The organism is Pantoea sp. WEP (assembly GCF_041678305.1).
GTDB classification, from domain to species: domain Bacteria; phylum Pseudomonadota; class Gammaproteobacteria; order Enterobacterales; family Enterobacteriaceae; genus Pantoea; species Pantoea dispersa.
In genome coordinates this window covers 1,665,432-1,685,468 of the sequence record NZ_JBGNXB010000001.1, presented here as the reverse complement: position 1 = coordinate 1,685,468, position 20,037 = coordinate 1,665,432, and the positions used below count along the sequence as shown (strand labels likewise).

Annotated in this window: 19 protein-coding genes; 2 read left to right on the top strand and 17 right to left on the bottom strand. The window is 60.2% G+C overall.

What is annotated here, in order from left to right; translation table 11 throughout:
• Positions 1 to 67: 67 nt before the first annotated feature.
• The 12 genes from phnD to phnF form a co-directional block, all read right to left on the bottom strand.
• Positions 68 to 997, bottom strand: a complete 930-nt coding sequence (phnD, locus tag ABVR31_RS07645) for a phosphonate ABC transporter substrate-binding protein (protein WP_031280167.1) — start codon at positions 995 to 997, stop codon at positions 68 to 70.
• A gap of 26 nt (positions 998 to 1,023) precedes the next feature.
• Positions 1,024 to 1,851 (bottom strand): phosphonate ABC transporter ATP-binding protein, encoded by an 828-nt coding sequence (phnC, locus tag ABVR31_RS07640; protein WP_021509805.1) that lies wholly within the window; start codon positions 1,849 to 1,851, stop codon positions 1,024 to 1,026.
• A gap of 80 nt (positions 1,852 to 1,931) precedes the next feature.
• Complete coding sequence (phnP, locus tag ABVR31_RS07635; RefSeq protein WP_315658605.1) at positions 1,932 to 2,702, bottom strand: phosphonate metabolism protein PhnP; 771 nt, start codon at positions 2,700 to 2,702, stop codon at positions 1,932 to 1,934.
• Positions 2,699 to 3,235 (bottom strand): ribose 1,5-bisphosphokinase, encoded by a 537-nt coding sequence (gene phnN / locus ABVR31_RS07630; protein ID WP_104188816.1) that lies wholly within the window; start codon positions 3,233 to 3,235, stop codon positions 2,699 to 2,701. The genes phnP and phnN overlap by 4 nt, the downstream gene beginning before the upstream one ends.
• On the bottom strand, positions 3,235 to 4,371 hold the full coding sequence (gene phnM / locus ABVR31_RS07625; RefSeq protein ID WP_021509802.1) for an alpha-D-ribose 1-methylphosphonate 5-triphosphate diphosphatase: 1,137 nt from the start codon (positions 4,369 to 4,371) through the stop codon (positions 3,235 to 3,237). Before phnM ends, phnN begins: the two co-directional genes overlap by 1 nt.
• Entirely contained in the window at positions 4,368 to 5,072 is a 705-nt protein-coding gene (gene phnL, locus ABVR31_RS07620; protein ID WP_021509801.1) for a phosphonate C-P lyase system protein PhnL, read from the bottom strand. Before phnL ends, phnM begins: the two co-directional genes overlap by 4 nt.
• Before the next feature lie 167 nt (positions 5,073 to 5,239).
• Positions 5,240 to 6,001 (bottom strand): phosphonate C-P lyase system protein PhnK, encoded by a 762-nt coding sequence (phnK, locus tag ABVR31_RS07615; protein WP_288421874.1) that lies wholly within the window; start codon positions 5,999 to 6,001, stop codon positions 5,240 to 5,242.
• On the bottom strand, positions 5,991 to 6,839 hold the full coding sequence (locus tag ABVR31_RS07610; protein ID WP_021509799.1) for an alpha-D-ribose 1-methylphosphonate 5-phosphate C-P-lyase PhnJ: 849 nt from the start codon (positions 6,837 to 6,839) through the stop codon (positions 5,991 to 5,993). The genes phnK and ABVR31_RS07610 overlap by 11 nt, the downstream gene beginning before the upstream one ends.
• Positions 6,832 to 7,908, bottom strand: coding sequence for a carbon-phosphorus lyase complex subunit PhnI (locus tag ABVR31_RS07605; protein ID WP_021509798.1), 1,077 nt, complete (start codon positions 7,906 to 7,908; stop codon positions 6,832 to 6,834). Before ABVR31_RS07605 ends, ABVR31_RS07610 begins: the two co-directional genes overlap by 8 nt.
• Positions 7,908 to 8,483: a phosphonate C-P lyase system protein PhnH gene (gene phnH, locus ABVR31_RS07600; RefSeq protein WP_058771117.1), complete on the bottom strand. Its 576-nt coding sequence runs from the start codon at positions 8,481 to 8,483 to the stop codon at positions 7,908 to 7,910. Before phnH ends, ABVR31_RS07605 begins: the two co-directional genes overlap by 1 nt.
• The gene (phnG, locus tag ABVR31_RS07595) at positions 8,480 to 8,929 is read right to left on the bottom strand and encodes a phosphonate C-P lyase system protein PhnG (RefSeq protein WP_215800866.1); all 450 of its coding nucleotides are present in this window, start codon (positions 8,927 to 8,929) and stop codon (positions 8,480 to 8,482) included. The genes phnH and phnG overlap by 4 nt, the downstream gene beginning before the upstream one ends.
• Positions 8,926 to 9,642: a phosphonate metabolism transcriptional regulator PhnF gene (gene phnF, locus ABVR31_RS07590; protein WP_088518068.1), complete on the bottom strand. Its 717-nt coding sequence runs from the start codon at positions 9,640 to 9,642 to the stop codon at positions 8,926 to 8,928. The genes phnG and phnF overlap by 4 nt, the downstream gene beginning before the upstream one ends.
• A gap of 312 nt (positions 9,643 to 9,954) precedes the next feature.
• On the opposite strand from phnF, the gene ABVR31_RS07585 reads away from it, so the two are divergent.
• Both ABVR31_RS07585 and ABVR31_RS07580 read left to right on the top strand, forming a co-directional pair.
• Entirely contained in the window at positions 9,955 to 12,120 is a 2,166-nt protein-coding gene (locus ABVR31_RS07585; protein ID WP_372772304.1) for a putative bifunctional diguanylate cyclase/phosphodiesterase, read from the top strand.
• Positions 12,121 to 12,305: 185 nt separating this feature from the next.
• A complete protein-coding gene (locus ABVR31_RS07580; RefSeq protein ID WP_088518066.1) occupies positions 12,306 to 12,752 on the top strand; it encodes a transposase in 447 nt (148 codons plus the stop codon).
• A gap of 799 nt (positions 12,753 to 13,551) precedes the next feature.
• On the opposite strand, the gene ABVR31_RS07575 is transcribed toward ABVR31_RS07580, so the two are convergent.
• From ABVR31_RS07575 to ABVR31_RS07555, 5 genes are all read right to left on the bottom strand, one after another.
• Positions 13,552 to 15,333, bottom strand: coding sequence for a thiamine pyrophosphate-requiring protein (locus ABVR31_RS07575; protein WP_372772301.1), 1,782 nt, complete (start codon positions 15,331 to 15,333; stop codon positions 13,552 to 13,554).
• Positions 15,334 to 15,459: 126 nt separating this feature from the next.
• On the bottom strand, positions 15,460 to 16,299 hold the full coding sequence (locus ABVR31_RS07570) for a GNAT family N-acetyltransferase (protein WP_372772299.1): 840 nt from the start codon (positions 16,297 to 16,299) through the stop codon (positions 15,460 to 15,462).
• Positions 16,300 to 16,392: 93 nt separating this feature from the next.
• Entirely contained in the window at positions 16,393 to 17,352 is a 960-nt protein-coding gene (cbl, locus tag ABVR31_RS07565) for an HTH-type transcriptional regulator Cbl (protein ID WP_021509789.1), read from the bottom strand.
• Positions 17,353 to 17,624: 272 nt separating this feature from the next.
• Positions 17,625 to 18,542 (bottom strand): nitrogen assimilation transcriptional regulator NAC, encoded by a 918-nt coding sequence (nac, locus tag ABVR31_RS07560; protein ID WP_058757341.1) that lies wholly within the window; start codon positions 18,540 to 18,542, stop codon positions 17,625 to 17,627.
• 457 nt (positions 18,543 to 18,999) lie between these two features.
• Entirely contained in the window at positions 19,000 to 20,031 is a 1,032-nt protein-coding gene (locus ABVR31_RS07555) for an ABC transporter permease (RefSeq protein ID WP_141495258.1), read from the bottom strand.
• Positions 20,032 to 20,037 lie beyond the last annotated feature (6 nt).

The following is a 20,037-nucleotide window of genomic DNA, read 5'->3' as shown; positions in this document are numbered from 1 at the left end:
GTGCGGCCCCCTCTCCCCCCGGGAGAGGGCTGGGGTGAGGGAAATACCGCACGGAACCACCCGCTCGTTACCCGCGAGCACCCTTCATCAGGTCGCGCTTCATATCGATGATATTCTGGTAATCCGCGACGCTGGCGGCGCCGATGTGCTGGGCGCCGCCCACCGCTTTAACAAAGCAGCTGTGATCTTCTTTATCCAGCTTTTTGATCGCGGCCACCACTTTCGCTTTGAAGTCAGCGGGCAGGTTATTACTCACCAGAATCGGGCCGTTAGGAATCAGCGGCGACTGCCAGATGATGCGAATCTGCTTCATCAGATCCGGGTGATCCATACGAATCAGACGACCAAAGGCCCCCGAGGTATAACCACTGTTGTAATCGCCAATCAGCGACGTCCAGGTCACCGCGCCGTCGAACTGGCCATTCAGCACGCCGAGGATGTCCTGCTCGTGGCCACCGGAAAACGTCACGCTGGAGAAAGTGTTGTTGTACTTATCATCCACCGTACCGCCAAACTCTTTCTTAAAGGCCTGATTGGGCATCAGGAAGCCGGAGGTGGAATCCGGATCGGCCATGCCAAACGATTTACCTTTCAGATCTTCCAGCTTCTTATACGGGCTGTCGGCTTTAACGATCACCACCGAGTGGTAGCCTTTCGAGCCATCTTTGTCATCCACCACGATACCGACGATATCCACGGCCTTCGGGTTTTGCAGATAGACCGAGGCGTAAGATGCCGGCGACATGCTCAGCACCATATCGATCTTGTTGCCCAGCAGCCCCTGAATCACGCCGGCATAGTCAGACGAGTTGCGCAGTTGCGTATCCACGCCCAGTTCTTTGTCGAAGAAGGTTTTCACACACTGGTTATCGCCAATCTGCTGGGTGGCGTTCTGCCCGCCCAGAATTCCCAGGTTCAGCTGTTTCGGTGCATCCGCTGCGTTAACGCCAAAAGCCATCAGAGCGCCTGTCAGTAAAGCTAAAGCAGTCAGTTTCATTGTGAGATTTTCTCTTGCCGTGGGAGTTAGTGGAGTTGGTTAATTTCGTCGCCGTACAGCGCATGCAGCAGGCTGTCGGTCAACTGAGCAGGATGGCCGTCAAACAGCACTTTGCCGCGCTGGATGCCGATCACCCGGGTGCAATACTGCTGCACCAGTTCAATCGAGTGCAGGTTGACCATCACGCTGATGCCCTGCTCGCTCACCTGGCGCAGCACATCCATGATGCGTTTGGTATTTTTGGGATCGAGCGACGCCACCGGCTCGTCGGCCAGCAGGATTTTCGGGCGCTGCATCAGCGCGCGGCAGATGGCGACGCGCTGCATCTGGCCGCCGGACAGATTCTCCGCCCGCTGCAGCGCCTGCGGCAGCATGTTCATCCACTGCAGCAGTTCAATCGCCTGCGCACGGTCGGTGTCAGAGAAGATTTTGAAAAAGGATTTCAGCGTTGAGGTCTGGCTGAGCCGGCCCAGCAGCACGTTGGTCAGCACGTCGAGGCGCGGCACCAGGCAGAAGTCCTGAAAGATCATGCCGCACTCGCTGCGCCATTCGCGCATCTGCCGGCTGTTGAGCGTCACCACATCGCGGTCCGCCTCGCCGTGACGCATACTGAGAATCGCGCCTTCGCTGCTGGCAATGGTGCCGTTCAGCATATGCAGCAGGGTCGATTTGCCTGCGCCCGAGCGGCCGATTACCGCCACCAGCTCGCCCGCATGCAGATCGAAACTGACATCATCCAGCACGCGGTTATCACCGAAGGCTTTGCACAGCCCCTGCACCGACAGCACCTTGTCGCCATGGCGCTGGGCAGGATGTGCATTGTCGACGACGGTTTTGAGTAGTGCCTGTGCCATGTTGCGCTCCATCTCTTCTGAGGTGTTGATTGCCCGTTATTACGGACACTGGCGATGAAGGTCTGATGACAGAACCATGATTAAACGGTGACAGCGTCGCGCAAACCGACAGCAATCTGCTGGCCATCGAACGGTACGCTGACGTTTTCCGGTAACCCATTGTCCAGCAACCAGTTATCCATCTCATGTGACAGGTGCACCAGCCATGCCTGGCGCGGAGCCAGCCGGGCCACGATGTCCAGTGCGCGGGTAACGTCGTTGTGATTACCCACCGCGGCGCGCGGCGCATCGTTACAATCGATCACCAGCTGATCGAGCGGCTGGCCCTGCAGGAAATCGGCGGTGTCCGGTGGCAAACCACAGGTGTCGCACAGCCACGCCAGCCGCGTGCCATGCCAGTCGAACAGGTAGCCGTAAGTCAGCCGCGAATGCTGCAGTGGCAGCGCCGTCACCTGCAGGGCGCCGAAGCTGTGCGCGACAAAAGGCGTCAGTGCCGGGCGAAACGCCAGCAGGCCGGGATGTTTAAACAGATCGTCGCAGCCCTTTTCATCCGGTGGCGCCCACACCGGAATCGGCGCGCCGCGGCCCCAGCGCAGACTGAACAGGCCGGCCACGTGATCCATGTGGAAATGCGTCAGCAGAATGCGGCTCAGCTCACCGGGCTGGAAGCGCTGATGCAGATCGGGCAGACCGGCATCGAGCAGGATGCGCTCGCGCCCGGTGTCGATCAGCGCGCTGGTGGCGTGACGTGCATAGCGTGGCTGCTGCCGGGCGCGTTCACAGGCGCGACAGTCGCAGCCGAACAGCGGCGCGGCCTGCACGCCGCCCGTACCGAGAAAGGTCAGATTCATGGCGGATGCTCCAGTAACTGGCGCAGCTGATGGAGCGTGTCGATCAGCGCGCCATCGTTGTTGAGGGCGTGGCAGTGGGCAGGCAGCGGTTCTGCCGCGCGCGCCAGCCGTCGCTGAATGTCGGCTTCACTTTCGCGCCCGCGCTGGCGCAGCCGTGCCGCCAGCACGGCCGGCGAGACCTGCAGCACCAGCGGCAGCAGCTGCTCGCCGTAGTGCTGACGCACGACTGGCAGATGCAGACGTGAACCGTTGACCAGCACGTTGAGACCGCGCGCCAGCCAGTGGTCAATCTCCTCGCCGAGCGCGTAGCTCAGGCCGTGTGCGCGCCAGCTGATGGCGAACAGGCCGAGCGCTTCCCGCCGGCGGAATTCGGCTTCGCTCAGCGCCACGTGGTTTTCACCGCCGGCATCGGCCGGCCGCGTGATATAGCGATGGGCGATCACCAGCTTGTCCGGCGGCGCCTCGCGCAGCGCGTTCAGCAGGCTGTCTTTACCCGAGCCTGAGGGCCCGGTCAGCCAGATGAGGCGCGCCATCAGAACACCAGCCTGCCCTGTGACCAGACGTGGCGAATGTGCACATGACCGTGATCGGTGTGTGCCAGCACCAGGTCGGCGCGCAGCCCTTCCGCAATCGTGCCGCGATCGTGCAGGCCAATCGCCTGTGCCGGGTTGCGCGTGACCAGCGCCGCCGCCTGCGGTAGCGTCAGCGCATTACGCTCGTCGGCCACCAGGCGGAATACCGCATCCAGCAGGCTGGCCGGATAGTAATCCGACGAGAGGATGTCAAGCAGGCCGTGGCTGGCCAGCTGCCACGCCGCGACATTGCCGGAGTGCGATCCGCCGCGCACAATGTTGGGCGCGCCCATCAGCACCCGCATGCCGCAGTCGCGCGAGGCGCGAGCCGCTTCCAGCGTGGTGGGGAACTCGGCAATGGCGCTGCCCACCGCGTGTGACTCCGCGACGTGCGCCGCCGTGGCATCATCGTGGCTGGCAACCGGAATACCGCGCGCCTGGCACAGGCCAGCGATGGCGTTGCGGTTCGGCGTGGAGAATTCGGCAGCCAGCGCCAGCTGTTCGCGCTCAAACTGATCCATCTGCTCATCGTTGAGCTGATATTTGCCTTGATAGTAGGTGCGGTACATCTCCAGCGACGCATACTGGCGCTGGCCGGGTGAATGATCCATCAGCGACACCAGCGACAGCTCCGGGGTGCTCATCAGCGCTTCAAACAGCGGCAGCGTGGTGTGATGGGGTAGCTCACAGCGCAGGTGTAGCTGGTGGTCGGCGCGGTTGATGCCCTTGCGGTTGCTGTCCTGAATCGCCGTAATCATTTTGCTCAGATTTTCGAGGCGGTGACCGCCGTCGCGTACATCACCGACGCCGATGGCGTCCAGTACCGTGGTGATGCCGCTGGCGACCATCAGTGCATCGTGGCTGCTCATCGCCGAATGCGCCGGCCAGTCGACTTTGGGCCGTGGCGTGAAAAATTTATCGAGGTTGTCGGTATGCAGCTCGACCAGCCCCGGCAGCAAAAACGCGTTCCCGCCGTCCAGCGCGCCCGGCTGCTGACTGCCGCTGTCGCTGAAGCTGGCGATCCGGCCACCACGCATCTCCAGCGATCCGCTGACGACCTCATTTTCCAGCACCAGCCGGACATTATTCACGATCATGCCTGTTCTCCTGTGTGCAGCGGCTGCATGACGTGCAGGCGGTCGGCCACCCGGGCGCGCACCGCTTCGTCATGGAAAATACCTACGATAGCGGCGCCGCGGGCGCGCGCCTGTTCAATCAGCTCCACCACCGCCGCGCTGTTAGCGCTGTCGAGTGACGCCGTGGGTTCATCCAGCAGCAGCACCGGATAGTCAGCGATAAAGCCGCGTGCGATGTTGACGCGCTGCTGTTCCCCGCCGGAGAAGGTCGAGGGAGCCAGCGACCACAGGCGCTGCGGCACGTTAAGACGCGTCAGCAGTTCGCGGGCGCGCTGTTCACAGCGGGCGCGTTCAACGCCGCGCTCCAGCAGCGGCTGCATGACAATCTCCAGCGTCGGTACGCGCGGAATCACGCGCAGAAACTGGCTGACCCAGCCGACGGTGTCACGGCGGATCGCCAGCATCTGACGCGCTGGTGCCTGTGCCAGATCGACCCACTGGCCGTGATGCTGCAGCCAGATGTGGCCGCTGTTGGCCTGATAGTTACCGTACAGCGCACGCAGCAGCGTGGATTTACCGCTGCCGGAGCGCCCGTGCAGCACCACGCATTCGCCGGCGGCCACTTCAAGGCTGGCGTGCTGCAGCACCGGCAGCTCGGCGCTGTTCTGGTTGTGCAGCACAAAGGTTTTGCTGAGATTCTCTACGCGCAAAATGGGTTGCATGTTGATGTCCTGATAATGATTCGTGCAGCCGCACGTAACCGTAGCGGCGCGATTTATCGCGCATTTAACAGCAACGCTCGCTGTTCAACTGAGCGCAATAAATTGCGCCGCTACGATTGGTGCACACCTCGTGAGTAGTGCGCATTAATGCGCACCGCCAGCGTGTTCTATGCCAGCACCGATGAAACCAGCAGCTGGGTGTACGGATGGTGCGGATCGTCGAGCACCCGGTCGGTGAGCCCGCTCTCCACCACTTTGCCCTGCTTCATTACCAGCAGGCGGTGCGCCAGCAGACGCGCGACGCCCAGATCGTGGGTGACGATAATCACCGCCAGATTCAGCTCACGCACCAGCGTGCGCAGCAGATCCAGCAGGCGCGCCTGCACCGAAACATCCAGCCCGCCGGTCGGCTCATCCATAAACACCAGCGTCGGCTGCGTCACCAGGTTGCGCGCAATCTGCAAACGCTGCTGCATGCCGCCGGAAAAGGTGGTGGGCAGATCGTCGATGCGGCTGGCCGGAATTTCGACGTCCTGCAGCCAGCGCAGCGCCTCGTTGCGGATGTCGCCGTAATGACGCTGTCCAATCGCCATCAGACGCTCACCAATATTGCCGCCCGCCGTCACCTGCGGACGCAGACCATCCAGCGGATGCTGATGCACCACGCCCCACTCGGTGCGCAGTAAGCGCCGGCGCTCGCTCTCGCTGAGCTGATACAGATCGCGGCCGCGATAAAGAATGTTGCCCTGCTGGGGCACCAGACGCGCCGACAGGCTGCGCAGCAGCGTGGTTTTCCCCGAGCCGGATTCACCGACAATTCCCAGCACTTCTCCGGGATAGAGCGCAAAACTGACGTCTTCAAAACCTTTGCCCGGCGCGTAGAGGTGCGTCAGGTTATTGACCGCGAGCAGCGGCTGTTCACTGTGCATGCTGTTGTTCCTGCTGCTGGTGGCAAAAATCGGTATCGGAGCAGACAAACATGCGCGTACCGGCATCATCCATCACCACTTCGTCGAGATAGCTGTGGCGCGAACCGCACAGCGCACAGGGTTGTTCCCAGCTCTGCACGCTGAACGGGTGATCGTCGAAATCAAGACTTTCCACTTTGGTGTAGGGCGGCAGCGCATAAATGCGTTTTTCACGTCCGGCACCAAACAGCTGCAGCGCCGGCATCATGTGCATCTTCGGGTTGTCGAATTTGGGAATCGGCGACGGATCCATCACGTAGCGATCGTTAACCTTCACCGGATAGGCATAGGTGGTGGCGATATGGCCGTAGCGGGCGATATCTTCATACAGCTTGACCTGCATGATGCCGTACTCCTCCAGCGCGTGCATGGTGCGGGTTTCGGTCTCACGCGGCTCAATAAAGCGCAGCGGCTCCGGGATCGGCACCTGGAAAATCAGCACCTGATCCTCTTCAAGCGGCGTCTCCGGAATGCGGTGCCGCGTCTGGATCAGCGTGGCGTCCTTAGTGGCTTCGGTGGTTGCCGCCCCGCTGACGCGCTGGAAGAAGCGCCGGATAGAGACCGCGTTGGTGGTGTCATCCGCGCCCTGATCGATCACTTTCAGCACGTCGCTGTCGCCAATAATGCTGGCAGTGATTTGAATGCCGCCGGTGCCCCAGCCATACGGCATCGGCATTTCGCGGCCGGCAAACGGCACCTGATAGCCGGGGATCGCGACCGCTTTCAGAATGGCGCGGCGGATGGTGCGTTTAGTCTGCTCATCCAGGTAGCCGTTGTTGTAGCCGGTTAACTCACTCATCATTCTGCTCCTGATGCTGTTGGCGCAGCCGCTGCAGCAGCTCCAGCTCCGCCTGGAAATCCACGTAGTGCGGCAGTTTCAGGTGCGAGACAAAGCCGGCGGCTTCGACGTTATCGGCGTGCGACAGCACGAACTCTTCGTCCTGTGCCGGCCCGGCAATGCGCTCCTGATACTCGGGTGCCTGCAGCGCACGGTCCACCAGCGCCATCGCCATCGCCTTACGCTCTGCGCGTCCGAACACCAGACCATAGCCGCGGGTAAAGTGGGGCGCGCTGTCGCCCTGGGTGGTGAAGCCGTTGACCATTTCGCATTCGGTCAGCAGGATCTCGCCAATTTCAATCTCAAAACCCAGCTCTTCGGGGCAGATCGACACGCTGAGATAGCCGGTGCGGATTTCACCGGCAAACGGATGGTTGCGGCCATAGCCGCGCTGGGTCGAATAGCCAAGCGCCAGTAGAAACCCCTCGTCGCCGCGCACCAGCTGCTGTAAGCGGGCGGCGCGTGACGCCGGATAACCGGGCGGCTGGCGCGTGATGTCGCACGGCTCGCTGCCGTCATCCTCTTCACGCGCTGCCAGCCCTTCACGCGTCATCATGCTGAACACATGCGGGCAACGCTGCGCCAGCGCCTGATCGTCACGCGCGGCGGCCGGCGTTTCGCCGTTGGCCAGCAGGGTAAAATCCAGCAGGCGGTGGCTGTAGTCATAGGTCGGGCCCAGCACCTGGCCACCGGGCAGATCTTTGTAAACTGCTGAGATGCGGCGCTCGATGCGCATTTCCGCGGTTTCCAGCGCCAGGCTGTCCGCGAGGCGCGGCAGCGTGGTGCGGTAGGCGCGCAGCAGGAAAATCGCCTCGACCAAATCACCACTGGCCTGTTTGATAGCTAAGGCCGCCAGCTGTGTGTCAAAGATGCCGCCTTCAGTCATCACCCGGTCCACCGCCAGTCCCAGCTGTTGCGCCACCTGATCGCAGCCCAGCTCCGCAACGCTGCGATCGCCACGGCGCAGATCGGCCTGCAGCTGATGGGCGCTGGCAATCGCCTTTTCGCCCCCTTTCACGGCTACATACATCAGCACACCTCCACGTCGGTGGTGCGTGGCAGCGCCATCATCGCTTCACCGCAGGTGAAAATCAGATCCACCCCCTGCGGGAACGGATGCGGGCGCTCACGCAGATAGGTCAGAATGGCGGCCGGCAGTTGCGGCGCGATGGCGCGCGGCTCACGCAGGCCGGGCCCGGAGAGGCGCAGCGTCAACCCGCCGTTGAGCGACGGCACTTCGACAATCAGCGTGGTGCTCTTCTCAGGGGACAGATTGTCACCGGCAGCGAAGCAGGCGGGATCGGGATTGGCCGCCGCGTGGGTCAGCGCAAACGGGGCATCGCGCTCATCGACAATCGGTACGCCGGTGTGAAAGCGCAGGTTGCTGCGCACGATATCGCTGTCCACGCGGCGATCCAGCCACAGCGCGCTCTCCTGATCGACCAGCGTCAGCAGCACCGCCGTTGCTGCCGGGGAGAGATCGCCCCAGCCCTGCGCCAGCGGCAGCGAGACCATCACGCCAGGCTCGCTCATCGCTTTGAGAATGCGGCGGAAGGCGCGCTGGGCGTCGGCAACCGGATGGTTAAAACTTGCCAGTAATGTCATTCGTTATCTCCGCGAACCAGCGTAAAGAAATCCACTTTGGAGCTGGCGATTTCCCGCGCGCGCAGCTGGCGCTGCTCTTCACGCAGTGCCGCCAGCGGGGCAATAATTTTTTCCTGCAGCAGCGCCCGGGTTTCCGGCTGTTGCAGCAGCGCATCAATCAGCGCGCAGCGTTCGGCATGCGCCTTATCGCGCCCCAGCACATAGCTAAAACCCAGCGTGCCGTCGTGCAGTCTGATCACCGCGCGGGTGACGGTGGCATCGCCCATAACGAAGCGTTTCCCGCTGCCGCCCATGCGCGCCTGCAGACGGGTTAAACCGGTTTCCGCCGGGCGCAGGCGCTCGAAGGCGGGTGTAAGCTGTAGCGACTGCCAGTGGCTGGCCAGCGCGCTGGCTTCACTGTGCGCCAGCACCGAAAGCCAGTGCTGACGGGCGGTTTGCTGTTTCATTGGTGCTCCAGGGTGAGTTCAATCATGTCGCCACGCGTCAGGCTGACGGAGTATTCCGCCACCTGACCGTCCGGCTGTGTATTCAGGGTGCGCACGCACAGCAGCGGCGCGTGCAGCGTAATCTCCAGCTGCTTGCACTCTTTGGCCTGTGCGCGGCGGGTACTGATGCGGGTCTGACGGCGGCTCAGCTGCAGGCCGAGCTGCTGCTGCATGAAGTCGTGCAGGGAACCGTGCTGGAACGTTTGCAGCGCCGGCCACCAGCGCAGGTCGGCCAGATAGTGATTGATCACGCACACCGGCACGCCGTTGACGCGGCGCAGGGTGCGTAAATGAATGACGCTGGCGCCCTCGTCACTGCCCAGCGCGGCGGCCACGTCGCTGCTGGCCGGACGCAGTACCGCCAGCAGCCGTTCGCTGGTGGGATGACTGCCCTGCTCCAGCAGGTTCTGGCTAAAGCGCGCCTGGGCATGCAGCGGGTAGTCGTACGGGCGCATCAGCACCAGGATGCCGACGCCATGGCGCCGCTGCAGCAGGCCTTTGTTCACCAGCTCATCTACCGCCCGGCGCAGCGTGTGGCGATTGACGGCGTAGTGATCGGCCAGCTGCTGTTCTGACGGCAGATAATCGCCGCAGCGATAGCGTTCCTGCAGCGCCTGCTCCAGCTGGGCGGCAACCGCCTGATAGACAGTGGTCGGATGTCTGGATATCTCCATCACGCTCAATACCTCATTCGCTTCAGGTTAAGGGGCGCAGCGGAAGAGGCTGCGGAATGGCGACTACAGTGCGGGAGACAGATGACAGTGCCGTGACGGCTCAGTGACGTGCGGATGAATTTGCTTTAAGGCAGCAGGATGGCAGCCAGACGGCGACCAATTCAATAAAATCCACTTAACTGTTACCTTTGTGACTATGCGCAAAAAAATCGCGTGCAGTTTCACGCCTTTAACGCTTCCCTTACCGGATGCAGGCTGCGTAAATTCTGCTAATTTAATCAGTAAGCCCTGCCCGGAGCGCGAAACCTTAAAATGATAAACACCTTCAAACTTTCGCACGGTTTTCGCCGCAATTTTTTGCGCGAAGTGATCCTGCCGCTGGTGGCGATTTTGCTGCTGACTTTTCTCGGTGCCGGTTTCGGCCTGTTCTGGAGCACCTCGGCCACCAACCATGAGGCGCGCGAGCAGCAGCAGCGGATGATCGCTGCCTCGTTCAATCAGAGCCTGAGTGAACATCTACGCCAGCTGCGCAGCCTGACGCGCTGGTCCCCGCTCGCCGATCAACTGGCGCAGCCGCAGCCGGACAGCGACTGGCTGAATCAAAACGTCGGTAGCTGGCTGTACGATATGTTTGATCATCAGCTGATTGTGCTGCTTGACCGCACCAATCAGCCGACCGCCGTGTGGCGCAACGGCCAGCCGGTGGCGGATCTGCGCATCGGGCCGTACCTGCGCGATCTGTTGCAGACGCCACTGGTGCAAAGCAGTGATGAGGTACCCGGTCCGGCCGACCGCGCGGATTTTGTGCGCATCGGCCAGCGTGCGGCAGCGCTGGCGGTGGGCGATATCAGCAGCACGCGCGAGGCCGGGCGCTACCGGTTGGTGAGTATTAAGTTTCTTGATGATGGCTATCTGCGCAACCTGTCTGAACGCAGTCAGCTGCGGCAGCTCTTCTTTAGCGATGGCGTACCGCAGAACGAACACAAAGCGCGCTATTCGCTGACCTCGCGTCAGGGCGATATCGTCGGCTACCTCAGCTGGGATCCGGACAAGCCGGGCGCGCAGATGTTGCGTACCCTCGGTCCCTCCACGCTGATTTCGGTGCTGCTGATCACCCTGCTGTGTCTGTTTATGGTGCGGCGTATCTGGACTTCCTCGCTCGATTTATCGCAGTCGCTGCTGAAGCTCGGGGCCAGCGAGGCGCAGGCGCAGCATCTGGCGTTTCACGATGTGCTGACCGGGCTGCCGAACCGGGCGCTGGTTGAAGATCGGCTGACTCAGGCACTGGCCGCCGCCACCCGTCACGACCAGCGCGTGGCGTTACTGCTGCTGGATCTGGATCGCTTCAAAATCATTAACGATACCTGGGGCCATCACGCCGGCGATGATCTGATTATCGAGGTGGCGCGCCGCCTGAGCCACCTGGTGCGCGCCAGCGATACCGTCGGGCGTATTGGCGGCGATGAATTTATCATCGTGATGCCGGAGGTAGAGAATATCGGTCAGGTGCAGGCGCTGGCGCAGCGCATCATCGCCGCGCTGGGCGAGCCGTATCAGCTGGTGGGCAACGAGCTGTGGGTTGGCGTCAGCATTGGCCTGGCGCTGGCACCCCGCGATGGCATTGACCGGCTGGAGCTGATGCGCAAAGCCGACATTGCGCTGTACGAGGCGAAAAATGGCGGACGCGGCCAGTATCGCCAGTTTGAAAAGGTGATGGATGAATCGCTGCGCACGCGCCAGCAGATAGCGGCGGATCTGCGTCAGGCGCTGGTCACGTACGACGGTCTGGCGGTGTGGTATCAGCCGCTGATGGAGATCAGCGGCCAGCAGATTGTCGGACTGGAAGCGCTGCTGCGCTGGCATCATCCGCAGCGCGGCGATGTGTCGCCTGCCGACTTTATCGCCATCGCCGAAGAGACCGGCATGATTATTCCGCTGGGCGAATGGGTGCTGCGCGAGGCCTGCAAAACCGCCCTGAAGTTACCGCAGGTGATTGTGGCGGTGAACGTTTCGCCGGTGCAGTTCCGCGCCAGCGGGTTTGTCGAACGCATGATTGAGATTGTGCAGTCGGAAGGTGCCGATCCGCAGCGGCTGGAGCTGGAAATCACCGAAGGCGTGTTGATTGAGGATGAACACGAAGCGCGCAACAGTATCATCGCGCTGCGCGACGCCGGGTTCCGTATCGCGCTGGATGATTTCGGCACCGGCTATTCGAGCCTGAATTATCTCAGCACGTTTCCGGTCGACAAGATTAAAATCGACCGGTCGTTTACCCAGTCGCTGGGCGTGGCGGAAAACTCCACCGCGATTGTCGAATCCGTGGTGCGCCTCGGCCACGCCATGGGCCTGACCGTCACCGCCGAAGGCGTCGAAACCGAGGGCCAGAAAAACGCGCTGGCCGATGCCGGGTGTAATGAGCTGCAGGGATATTTGTTCAGCCGGGCGGTGCCGTTGAGCGAGATTGAGCGGATGGTGTGAGGGTGCAGAAGAGACGCAATAAACTGCGGCGCTACGATTTGTGCGGGAATGTATTTACGTGCTGGTCTATAACGGAAATCGTAGCGGCGTCATTTTTCGCGCTTTTTTGAATCTGGATCGGAGAAGTTAAAAAACAATCTGAAAAATTGATTCGGATAGCAGATGCTCTGTGAAAGGAGGCTGTTATGCAATTCAGAAAACAATTACGACTGTTGCATTACGATTACGCTGCAGCTGGAGCTTATTTTATTACCCTCGTTACGCGACAACGGTTATGTCTGTTTGGCCGTATCAGGCAGGCGCAACTGATTCCCAGTAAAACAGGGAGTGTTGTATATCAGGAGTGGCTTAATCTGTCGTTACGTGTTCCAGGATTGATGACAGATGCATTTGTTGTGATGCCAAATCACCTACACGGCATTTTGTGGCTGTGTGGCGAGAACAATAATTCCTTAAGCAGAATCGTAGCTGGTTATAAGGCAGGCGTTAGTCGGGTTATCGCAAACAGAGTGTGGCAACACAATTTTTATGAGCGGATTATACGCAATGAAAAAGAGCTGTTTTTCGCACGGCAATATATTGAGCAAAACCCGTTGAGGTGGGAGCTGGATCATTATTATCAACAAGAGTGATGCCGGTTATAAAGCGCAATAAATTGCGCCGCTACGATTCGTGCGGCATTGTATTTCTGCACCACCATCCTGCTCACATTGTAGCGGCGCGATTTATCGCGCTGAGTTAAACACTGCACAGCTGCCGGAATGCGCAATGAATTGCGCCGCTACGATTCGTGCGGGATTGAATTTTTGCACCATCATCATGCACACATTGTAGCGGCGCGATTTATCGCGCTGAGTGAAACACTGCACAACTGCCGGAATGCGCAATGGATTGCGCCGCTACGATTCGTACGACAATTTATTTCGGCACCACCATCCTGCACATATTGTAGCGGCGCGATTTATCGCGCTGAGTGAAACACTGCACAACTGCCGGAATGCGCAATGAATTGCGCCGCTACGATTCGTGCGGGATTGAATTTTTGCACTACCATCCTGCACACATTGTAGCGGCGCGATTTATCGCGCTGAGTGAAACACTGCACAACTGCCCGGATGCGCAATAAATTGCGCCGCTACGATCCGTGCGGCATTGTATTTCTGCACCGCCATCCTGCACACATTGTAGCTGCGCGATTTATCGCGCTGAGTTAAACACTGCACAGCTGCCGGAATGCGCAATGAATTGCGCCGCTACGATTCGTGCGGGATTGAATTTTTGCACTACCATCCTGCACACATTGTAGCGGCGCGATTTATCGCGCTGAGTGAAAGATTGCACAGCTGCCAGAATGCGCAATGAATTGCGCCGTTACGATTCGTGCGGGATTGAATTTTTGCACCTCCATCCTGCACACATTGTAGCGGCGCGCTACCCCTTGCTGTGCAGCAACTGACTGGCGGTGTCGCTAATCACCTGCGCCATGCCGCGGTCTCCCTTCGCCATTGACGACATAAAAGCTTTGGCCTGCTTAAGCGTGATATGCGGCGGCAGCGGGGCTACTTCCGGATCGGTTTTCACCTCCAGCACTACCGGTCGGGTGGCGCTGAGTGCCTGCTGCCATGCCGCCGCCAGATCTTCGGGCCGGTCGACATAGATGCCCTGCAAACCGAGGCTGTCGGCAAAGCGCGCATACTGCACATCCGGCAATTGCTGCGAAGCTTCAAAGCGCGGATTGCCTTCCATTACCCGCTGCTCCCAGGTGACCTGATTAAGATCCTGATTATTGAACACGCAGACAATCAGGCGCGGATCGGCCCACTGCTGCCAGTATTTCTGAATGGTGATCAGTTCGGCGAGGTTGTTCATCTGCATCGCCCCGTCGCCCACCAGCGCCACCACTGGCTGAGTGGGAAAGGCAAATTTCGCGGCGATGGCAAACGGAACGGCGGCCCCCATGCAAGCCAGCCCACCCGACAGCGTGGCGCGCTGGCCCTGCTTCACCCGATAATCGCGCGCAAACCAGTTGGCGCAGGAGCCCGAGTCCGAGGTGACAATCGCATCTTCCGGCAGCTGCGGGGACATCTCCCACACCACGCGCTGCGGATTGACCGGGTTGGCGGGCGCCATGGCGCGCTGTTCCATCAACGTCCACCAATCGCGCACCTGCACCGCGATCTCCTCCTGCCAGTTGCGATCCGCTTTATGGGTCAGTAACGGCAGCAACGCGCGCAGGGTTTCTGCCGCGTCGCCGTGCAGGTTGACCTCGCACGGATAGCGCAGCCCCAGCATCGCCGGATCGATATCGATTTGTACCGCGCGCACTTTACCTTCCGGCGGCAGAAATTCGGTCCACGGAAAACCGCTGCCAATCATCAGTAAAGTGTCGCAATTCTGCATCAGCTCCCACGACGGTTTGGTGCCGAGCAGGCCGATCGAACCGGTGACAAAAGGCGCATCGTCCGGCAGCACGTCTTTGCCCAGCAGCGCTTTGGCCACGCCCGCGCCGAGCACATTGGCAATCTGCACCACTTCAACCGCAGCACCGCGCGCACCAGCACCAATCAGTACCGCGACTTTTTTGCCGGCGTTAAGCACTTCTGCGGCACGGCGCAAATCCTCGTCGTAGGGCACAATCTTTGGCCGCTGATAGCCCGGGCCGGAATGGGTAAATCCGTGCGCATGCTGCGGTGGCTGCCAGTTCTCATCCTGCAGATCTTTCGGCAGGATGATCACCGCGACGCCGTTCTGCGCTTTGGCAATGCGCACGCCACGATCGACCAGATGCTGGACCTGCGCCGGGGCTGCCGCTTCCTGCACGAAGTTCGCCACATCGGCGAAGATGCGGTCTAAATTCATCTCCTGCTGATAGCTGGCGCCGCGTGCGGTGGTTTCTGCCTGGCCGGCAATCGCCAGCACCGGCGCGTGATCCATTTTGGCATCGTACAGGCCGGTCAGCAGATGGGTCGCGCCAGGTCCGCCGGTCGACAGACAGACGCCGAGCTCCCCGGTAAATTTGGCGTGACCGGCAGCCATAAAAGCCGCCATCTCTTCATGTCGCACCTGAATAAATTCGATGCCTGCACCGGCTTTATTGGCCCGCTGGATAGCGCCCAGCACGCCGTTGATGCCATCGCCCGGATAGCCATAAATGCGCGTGACGCCCCATGCCTGCAGGCGTTCAACAAAGAAATCGCTGGTTTTCTTGCTCATGACGGGCTCTCCCTTAGACGTTTGCAATAAACGTTAAGGGTAGCCGACGAAATGGAATGTGACAGATTACACCTGTTCGGCGACGTTCGCCGCGTCTGGCTTAGAAATCACCGCCGTTACGCTTAGTTAACCCAGGGCAGGCGAGACCAGCGCAAAGGTCTGCGGCCCGTTCGGTGCCGCCCGCCACGCTGTGCCGTGTACCATCGCGAAAGGCGCATCGACCTGCGCCAGCCCAAGGTTGAGCAGCCACGCGCCGAGCCGGGCATCGGGCGTATCTAGCCGGACAAACTGCTGCGTCAGATCCTGCATCAGCTGCGACACCAGCGCCTGCGCCGCCGCAACATCGTCAGCAATCACCGGACCGATGGTCCAGCCGTGTCCAAAGCGGCGGCGACTGGCAAACCCCTGCAACCTGCCCTGTGCATCCTGCAGCACCACGCTTTGCGCCAGCAGCTGCTGATGCAGACGCATGCGCCGCAGCCCGTTCGCCTGATAATCCAGTGCGTCGATGGCGGCCGCATCCGCTTCAACGGCCGGCCGCAGCGTCAGGCCATCCGGTACGATTACCGCAGGCTGCTGCGCCAGCGCGCGCGTCTGATGCTGCGCCACGCGATCGCAGGCCTGGAAGCCGAGCTTCTCATACAGCACCTGCCCCATATCGGTGGCGTGCAGCCGCACGTTGCAGCCGGAGAATTTTTCCAACATGGCCTGCATCACCTGGCGGCCAATACCGCGTCCGCGCGCCTGTTCGCTCACAATCACCAGACCAATAGTGGCGGCATCCGGTCCCCAGCGCCAGCCAATCGCCCCGCCGAGATAGTCGCCCTGCGCCTCAACCACCACGCCTTCACCCAGGGCAATCAGCTGCTGCCAGTCTTCACGGCGGTGCGCCCAGCCCAGTTGCTGAGTCAGGCGATAACCCGCTTCGGCGTCCGCGAGGGTCATGGCGCGCAATATCGAATTCATTCTGTTCTCCCTGAGAAACATTCTGCCCGCCAGCTTGCCACGTCCGTTTGGGGAAGCAAATAAAAAAGGCCCGCACCGGGCCAGAGAGGAAACTCAGATTTGGAAATCGATGGCGGGTTCGTCGTCGGTTTCGTAAGAGAGCGCCTGCCGTTTGATCTCTTCCAGTGACAGGTTAGCGTTACACAGTTCAAGGAACTGCCAGACGTAGTTGCGCTGGAGCTGGCCGCGCTTCAGTCCGAGCCACACGGTGTTGGCATCAAACAGATGGTGAGCATCGATCTTCACCAGGTCTTCGCCATCGTAAATATCGCACGCCTGATCGGCGAGGATACCGACGCCCAGCCCGAGTTCGACATAGGTTTTCACCACGTCAGAATCCTGCGCGCTGAGCACGATATCCGGGCGGAGGCCAGCAGCCTGGAAGGCGCGGTCCACGCGCGAGCGACCGGTAATCCCCTGACGATAGGTGATCAGCGGATGGCGGCTGAGGCTGGCGAGCGTGACCGGCTGATTCGCCAGCAGCTCGTGATCGTGCGGCACCAGCAGCGAGTGGTGCCAGCTGAACCACGGGAATGCCGCCAGGCTGGTGTTATTCACCAGCTGCTCCGAGGCGATGCCGACATCGGCCTCACCGGCCAGCAGCATGGCGACGATCTCCTGCGGTGAACCCTGATTGAGTTCCAGCCGCACGTTGGGATAGAGCTGGCGAAACGCTTTGATGACGCGCGGCAGGCTATAGCGCGCCTGGGTGTGCGTGGTGGCGATGGTCAGCACGCCGCTGGTTTCATTGGTAAACACATCCGCCAGCCGGCGCACTTTGCCGGCCTCATCGAGGATGCGTTCAGCAATGGTCAGCAGCGCTTTGCCCGGTTCGGTCATGCCTAACAGCCGCTTGCCACGACGAATGAAGATTTCCACGCCCAGTTCATCTTCCAGATCGCGAATATGCCGGCTCACCCCCGATTGTGAGGTAAACAACGTATTGGCGACTTCTGTCAGGTTGAATTCGCAACGGGCCGCTTCGCGTATAATTTTAAGTTGCTGGAAATTCACACCCTTTTCTCCTGTTTCCTGCCCCTGTTTCGTCCATGTTATGAAGTTGGTGAGATTGCAACAAATAATAAAAAACGGTGTGTTATGCGCAATAGTAATAAGCGTGAGGTTGGGGATGGGTGCGCTTTGCCGCCCTCACCCCGGCCCTCTCCCATAGGGAGAGGGAGCGGATCGCGCGAGATTGAGATGGCGTACCGGGATGGATGGCTGCGCCAGACGGTTCCCTCTCCCGCGGGCGGGAGAGGGTTAGGGTGAGGGAAAAAACCTCTCTATCAACCCACTAACATCAGCTCGCGCTCTTCCACCATCGGCTTATTCAGCAGCGACAGCAGGATATTTTTGACCGCCTGCGCCGATGGCGACAGCGGCAGGCGCGCTGAGACGTTCAGCGACAGCGGCAGATTAAGCGACGGACTGTTAATGCGTGCCATCCACGCATGCGTTGAACTCACCAGCGCGCGTGCCGCCGATTCCGGCAGTACGGTAACGCCCATGCCGCTCGACACCGCCGCGGTTAAGGTTGAGATCGACTCAATTTCACCGATGATTTTCGCGCTCAGACGACGCAGCGAGAACGCTTCGTCCACGCGTTTGCGCACGGCGCTGTAGTCACGCGGCAGGAACAGGTTCATCTGCGCCACGTCAGCCAGATCCACCGTAGCACCCGGACAGGCCGTCGCCCCTACCAGATACAGCTCCTCTTTCATCAGCGGAATGCTGTTGATACCGGCAGTCGGCGCGCGATCGTACAGCACGGCCATATCCAGCTGGCCATTCATCACTTTCTCATTGAGTGAAGTGCCGCTGTTCTCATGCAGATAGACCAGCACATCAGGATATTGCTCGCGCACCGTTTGCAGCAGCGGCATGGTGAGCGAAGAGGCCGCCGTGCCCGGCGCGAGGCCAATCGATACCTGACCATTGAGCGCCTGGCCAGCGTTGATCACCGCTGTCTGCGCCTGTTCGCACTGGCGCAGGATGGTGCGTGCGTGAGCATAAAGAATTTTACCGGCTTCGGTTGGCGTTACGCCGCGCTTGGTGCGGATCAGCAACTGCTGGTCGAGTTCGTTCTCCAGCGTCGCCACCTGTTGGCTGAGTGCAGGTTGTGCGATATGCAGGACTTCTGCTGCCTGCGTCAGGCTGCCGATATCGACGATTTTTACAAAGTATTTCAGTCGTCTTAAGTTCATATTGCCTCCGTCACGGATCCCCGAATGCCCAAATGATGAGTTCTCAGCCTGCTGGCTTGTGACAAAGAAATTGCAATATGCAGGCCAGGTTTGATCTTTACCCGGCGGGCACTGACCAGAATTTTCCTAACGAACGGGAAAATAAGCGTTTCTGATTACCCCGAATGGGTTAATAAGTGCCGCACATGACCCATAACGTTTATCCGCTGGCGATGACGCACCCTGATGGTGCAACATTTGCGAGGCAGATGTGCAAAAAAGTGATGACTCCGCGTGCTGCAGTGGTGCAAAACGGGCAGAAAATGTACGGATTGCGGGGGCAGAAAGGAGAATAAAGAGAAATTGCGCGGTGGCTATCAGTGGGAAAACTTATTGTGTCTGACGATGCCGGCAGCCCGGCAGCGTGCAATTACCGCCTTAACCCTGCTCCTCTCCCGGAAGAGAGGAGCAGAACGGGTTAGCGTTTTTTGCGGTTGCGGTGCATATCAATTGAAACCGCCGCGACGATGATCATCCCTTTGATGATGTCCTGCACGTAAGCATCGACGCCAACAAAGGTAAAGCCACTTTTGATTAAACCGAGGATCACTGCGCCGATCAGCGTGCCGGTAATCCGCCCGACGCCGCCCATCAGGCTGCTGCCACCGATAACTGCGGCGGCGATGGCGTCGAGTTCATACGCCATGCCCATGCTCGACTGGCCGCTGCTGACGCGCGCCGCCAGCACCACTCCCGCCAGACCCGAGAGCGCCCCGGCGATGGTATACACGATGATCAGGTATTTATTAACGTTGATGCCCGACACTTTGGCGGAGGTCATGTTGCCGCCAATCGCATAGACATATTTGCCGTAGCGGGTGTGTTTGAGTGCGATGTGGAACAGGAAGGCGACCACCAGGAAGATAATCACCGGCATCGCGCCCTGACCGATGGAGGTGAAACCGTCCGACAGGAAGCTGATCGGGTTGCCCTGGGTATAATATTGTGCCAGACCGCGCGCCGACACCATCATACCGAGCGTGGCGATAAATGGCGGAATGCCGGTTTTGGTGATGAGCACGCCGTTGACCACGCCGCACAGCAGGCCGACGCCGATGCCGGCGACGATTGGGATGGCGGCAGGCAGATTGACCAGCGACGGATACATCGGCGACAGGCTGTCAGACGTCTGCGCCAGGCTGGCGGCAACCACCGCCGTCAGGGCGATAACCGAACCGGACGACAGGTCGATACCGGTAGTAATAATGACCTGGGTGACGCCGACGGCGATGATACCGATGATCGCCACCTGCAGCACAATCAGCACTAAACGGTTGGTGTTGAGCAGAAATGACTGGTCACGCACGTACCAGCCGGCTATTTCAAAGATCAGCGCAATGCCTAACATCACGACAAAGATGCCGGTGTCTTTCGGCATTTTATGGCGCAGATTGCCGAAGAAAGAACTCTGTTCGGTGGCCTGCGGGGCCGTTATTTTTACGTTACTCATAGGGGT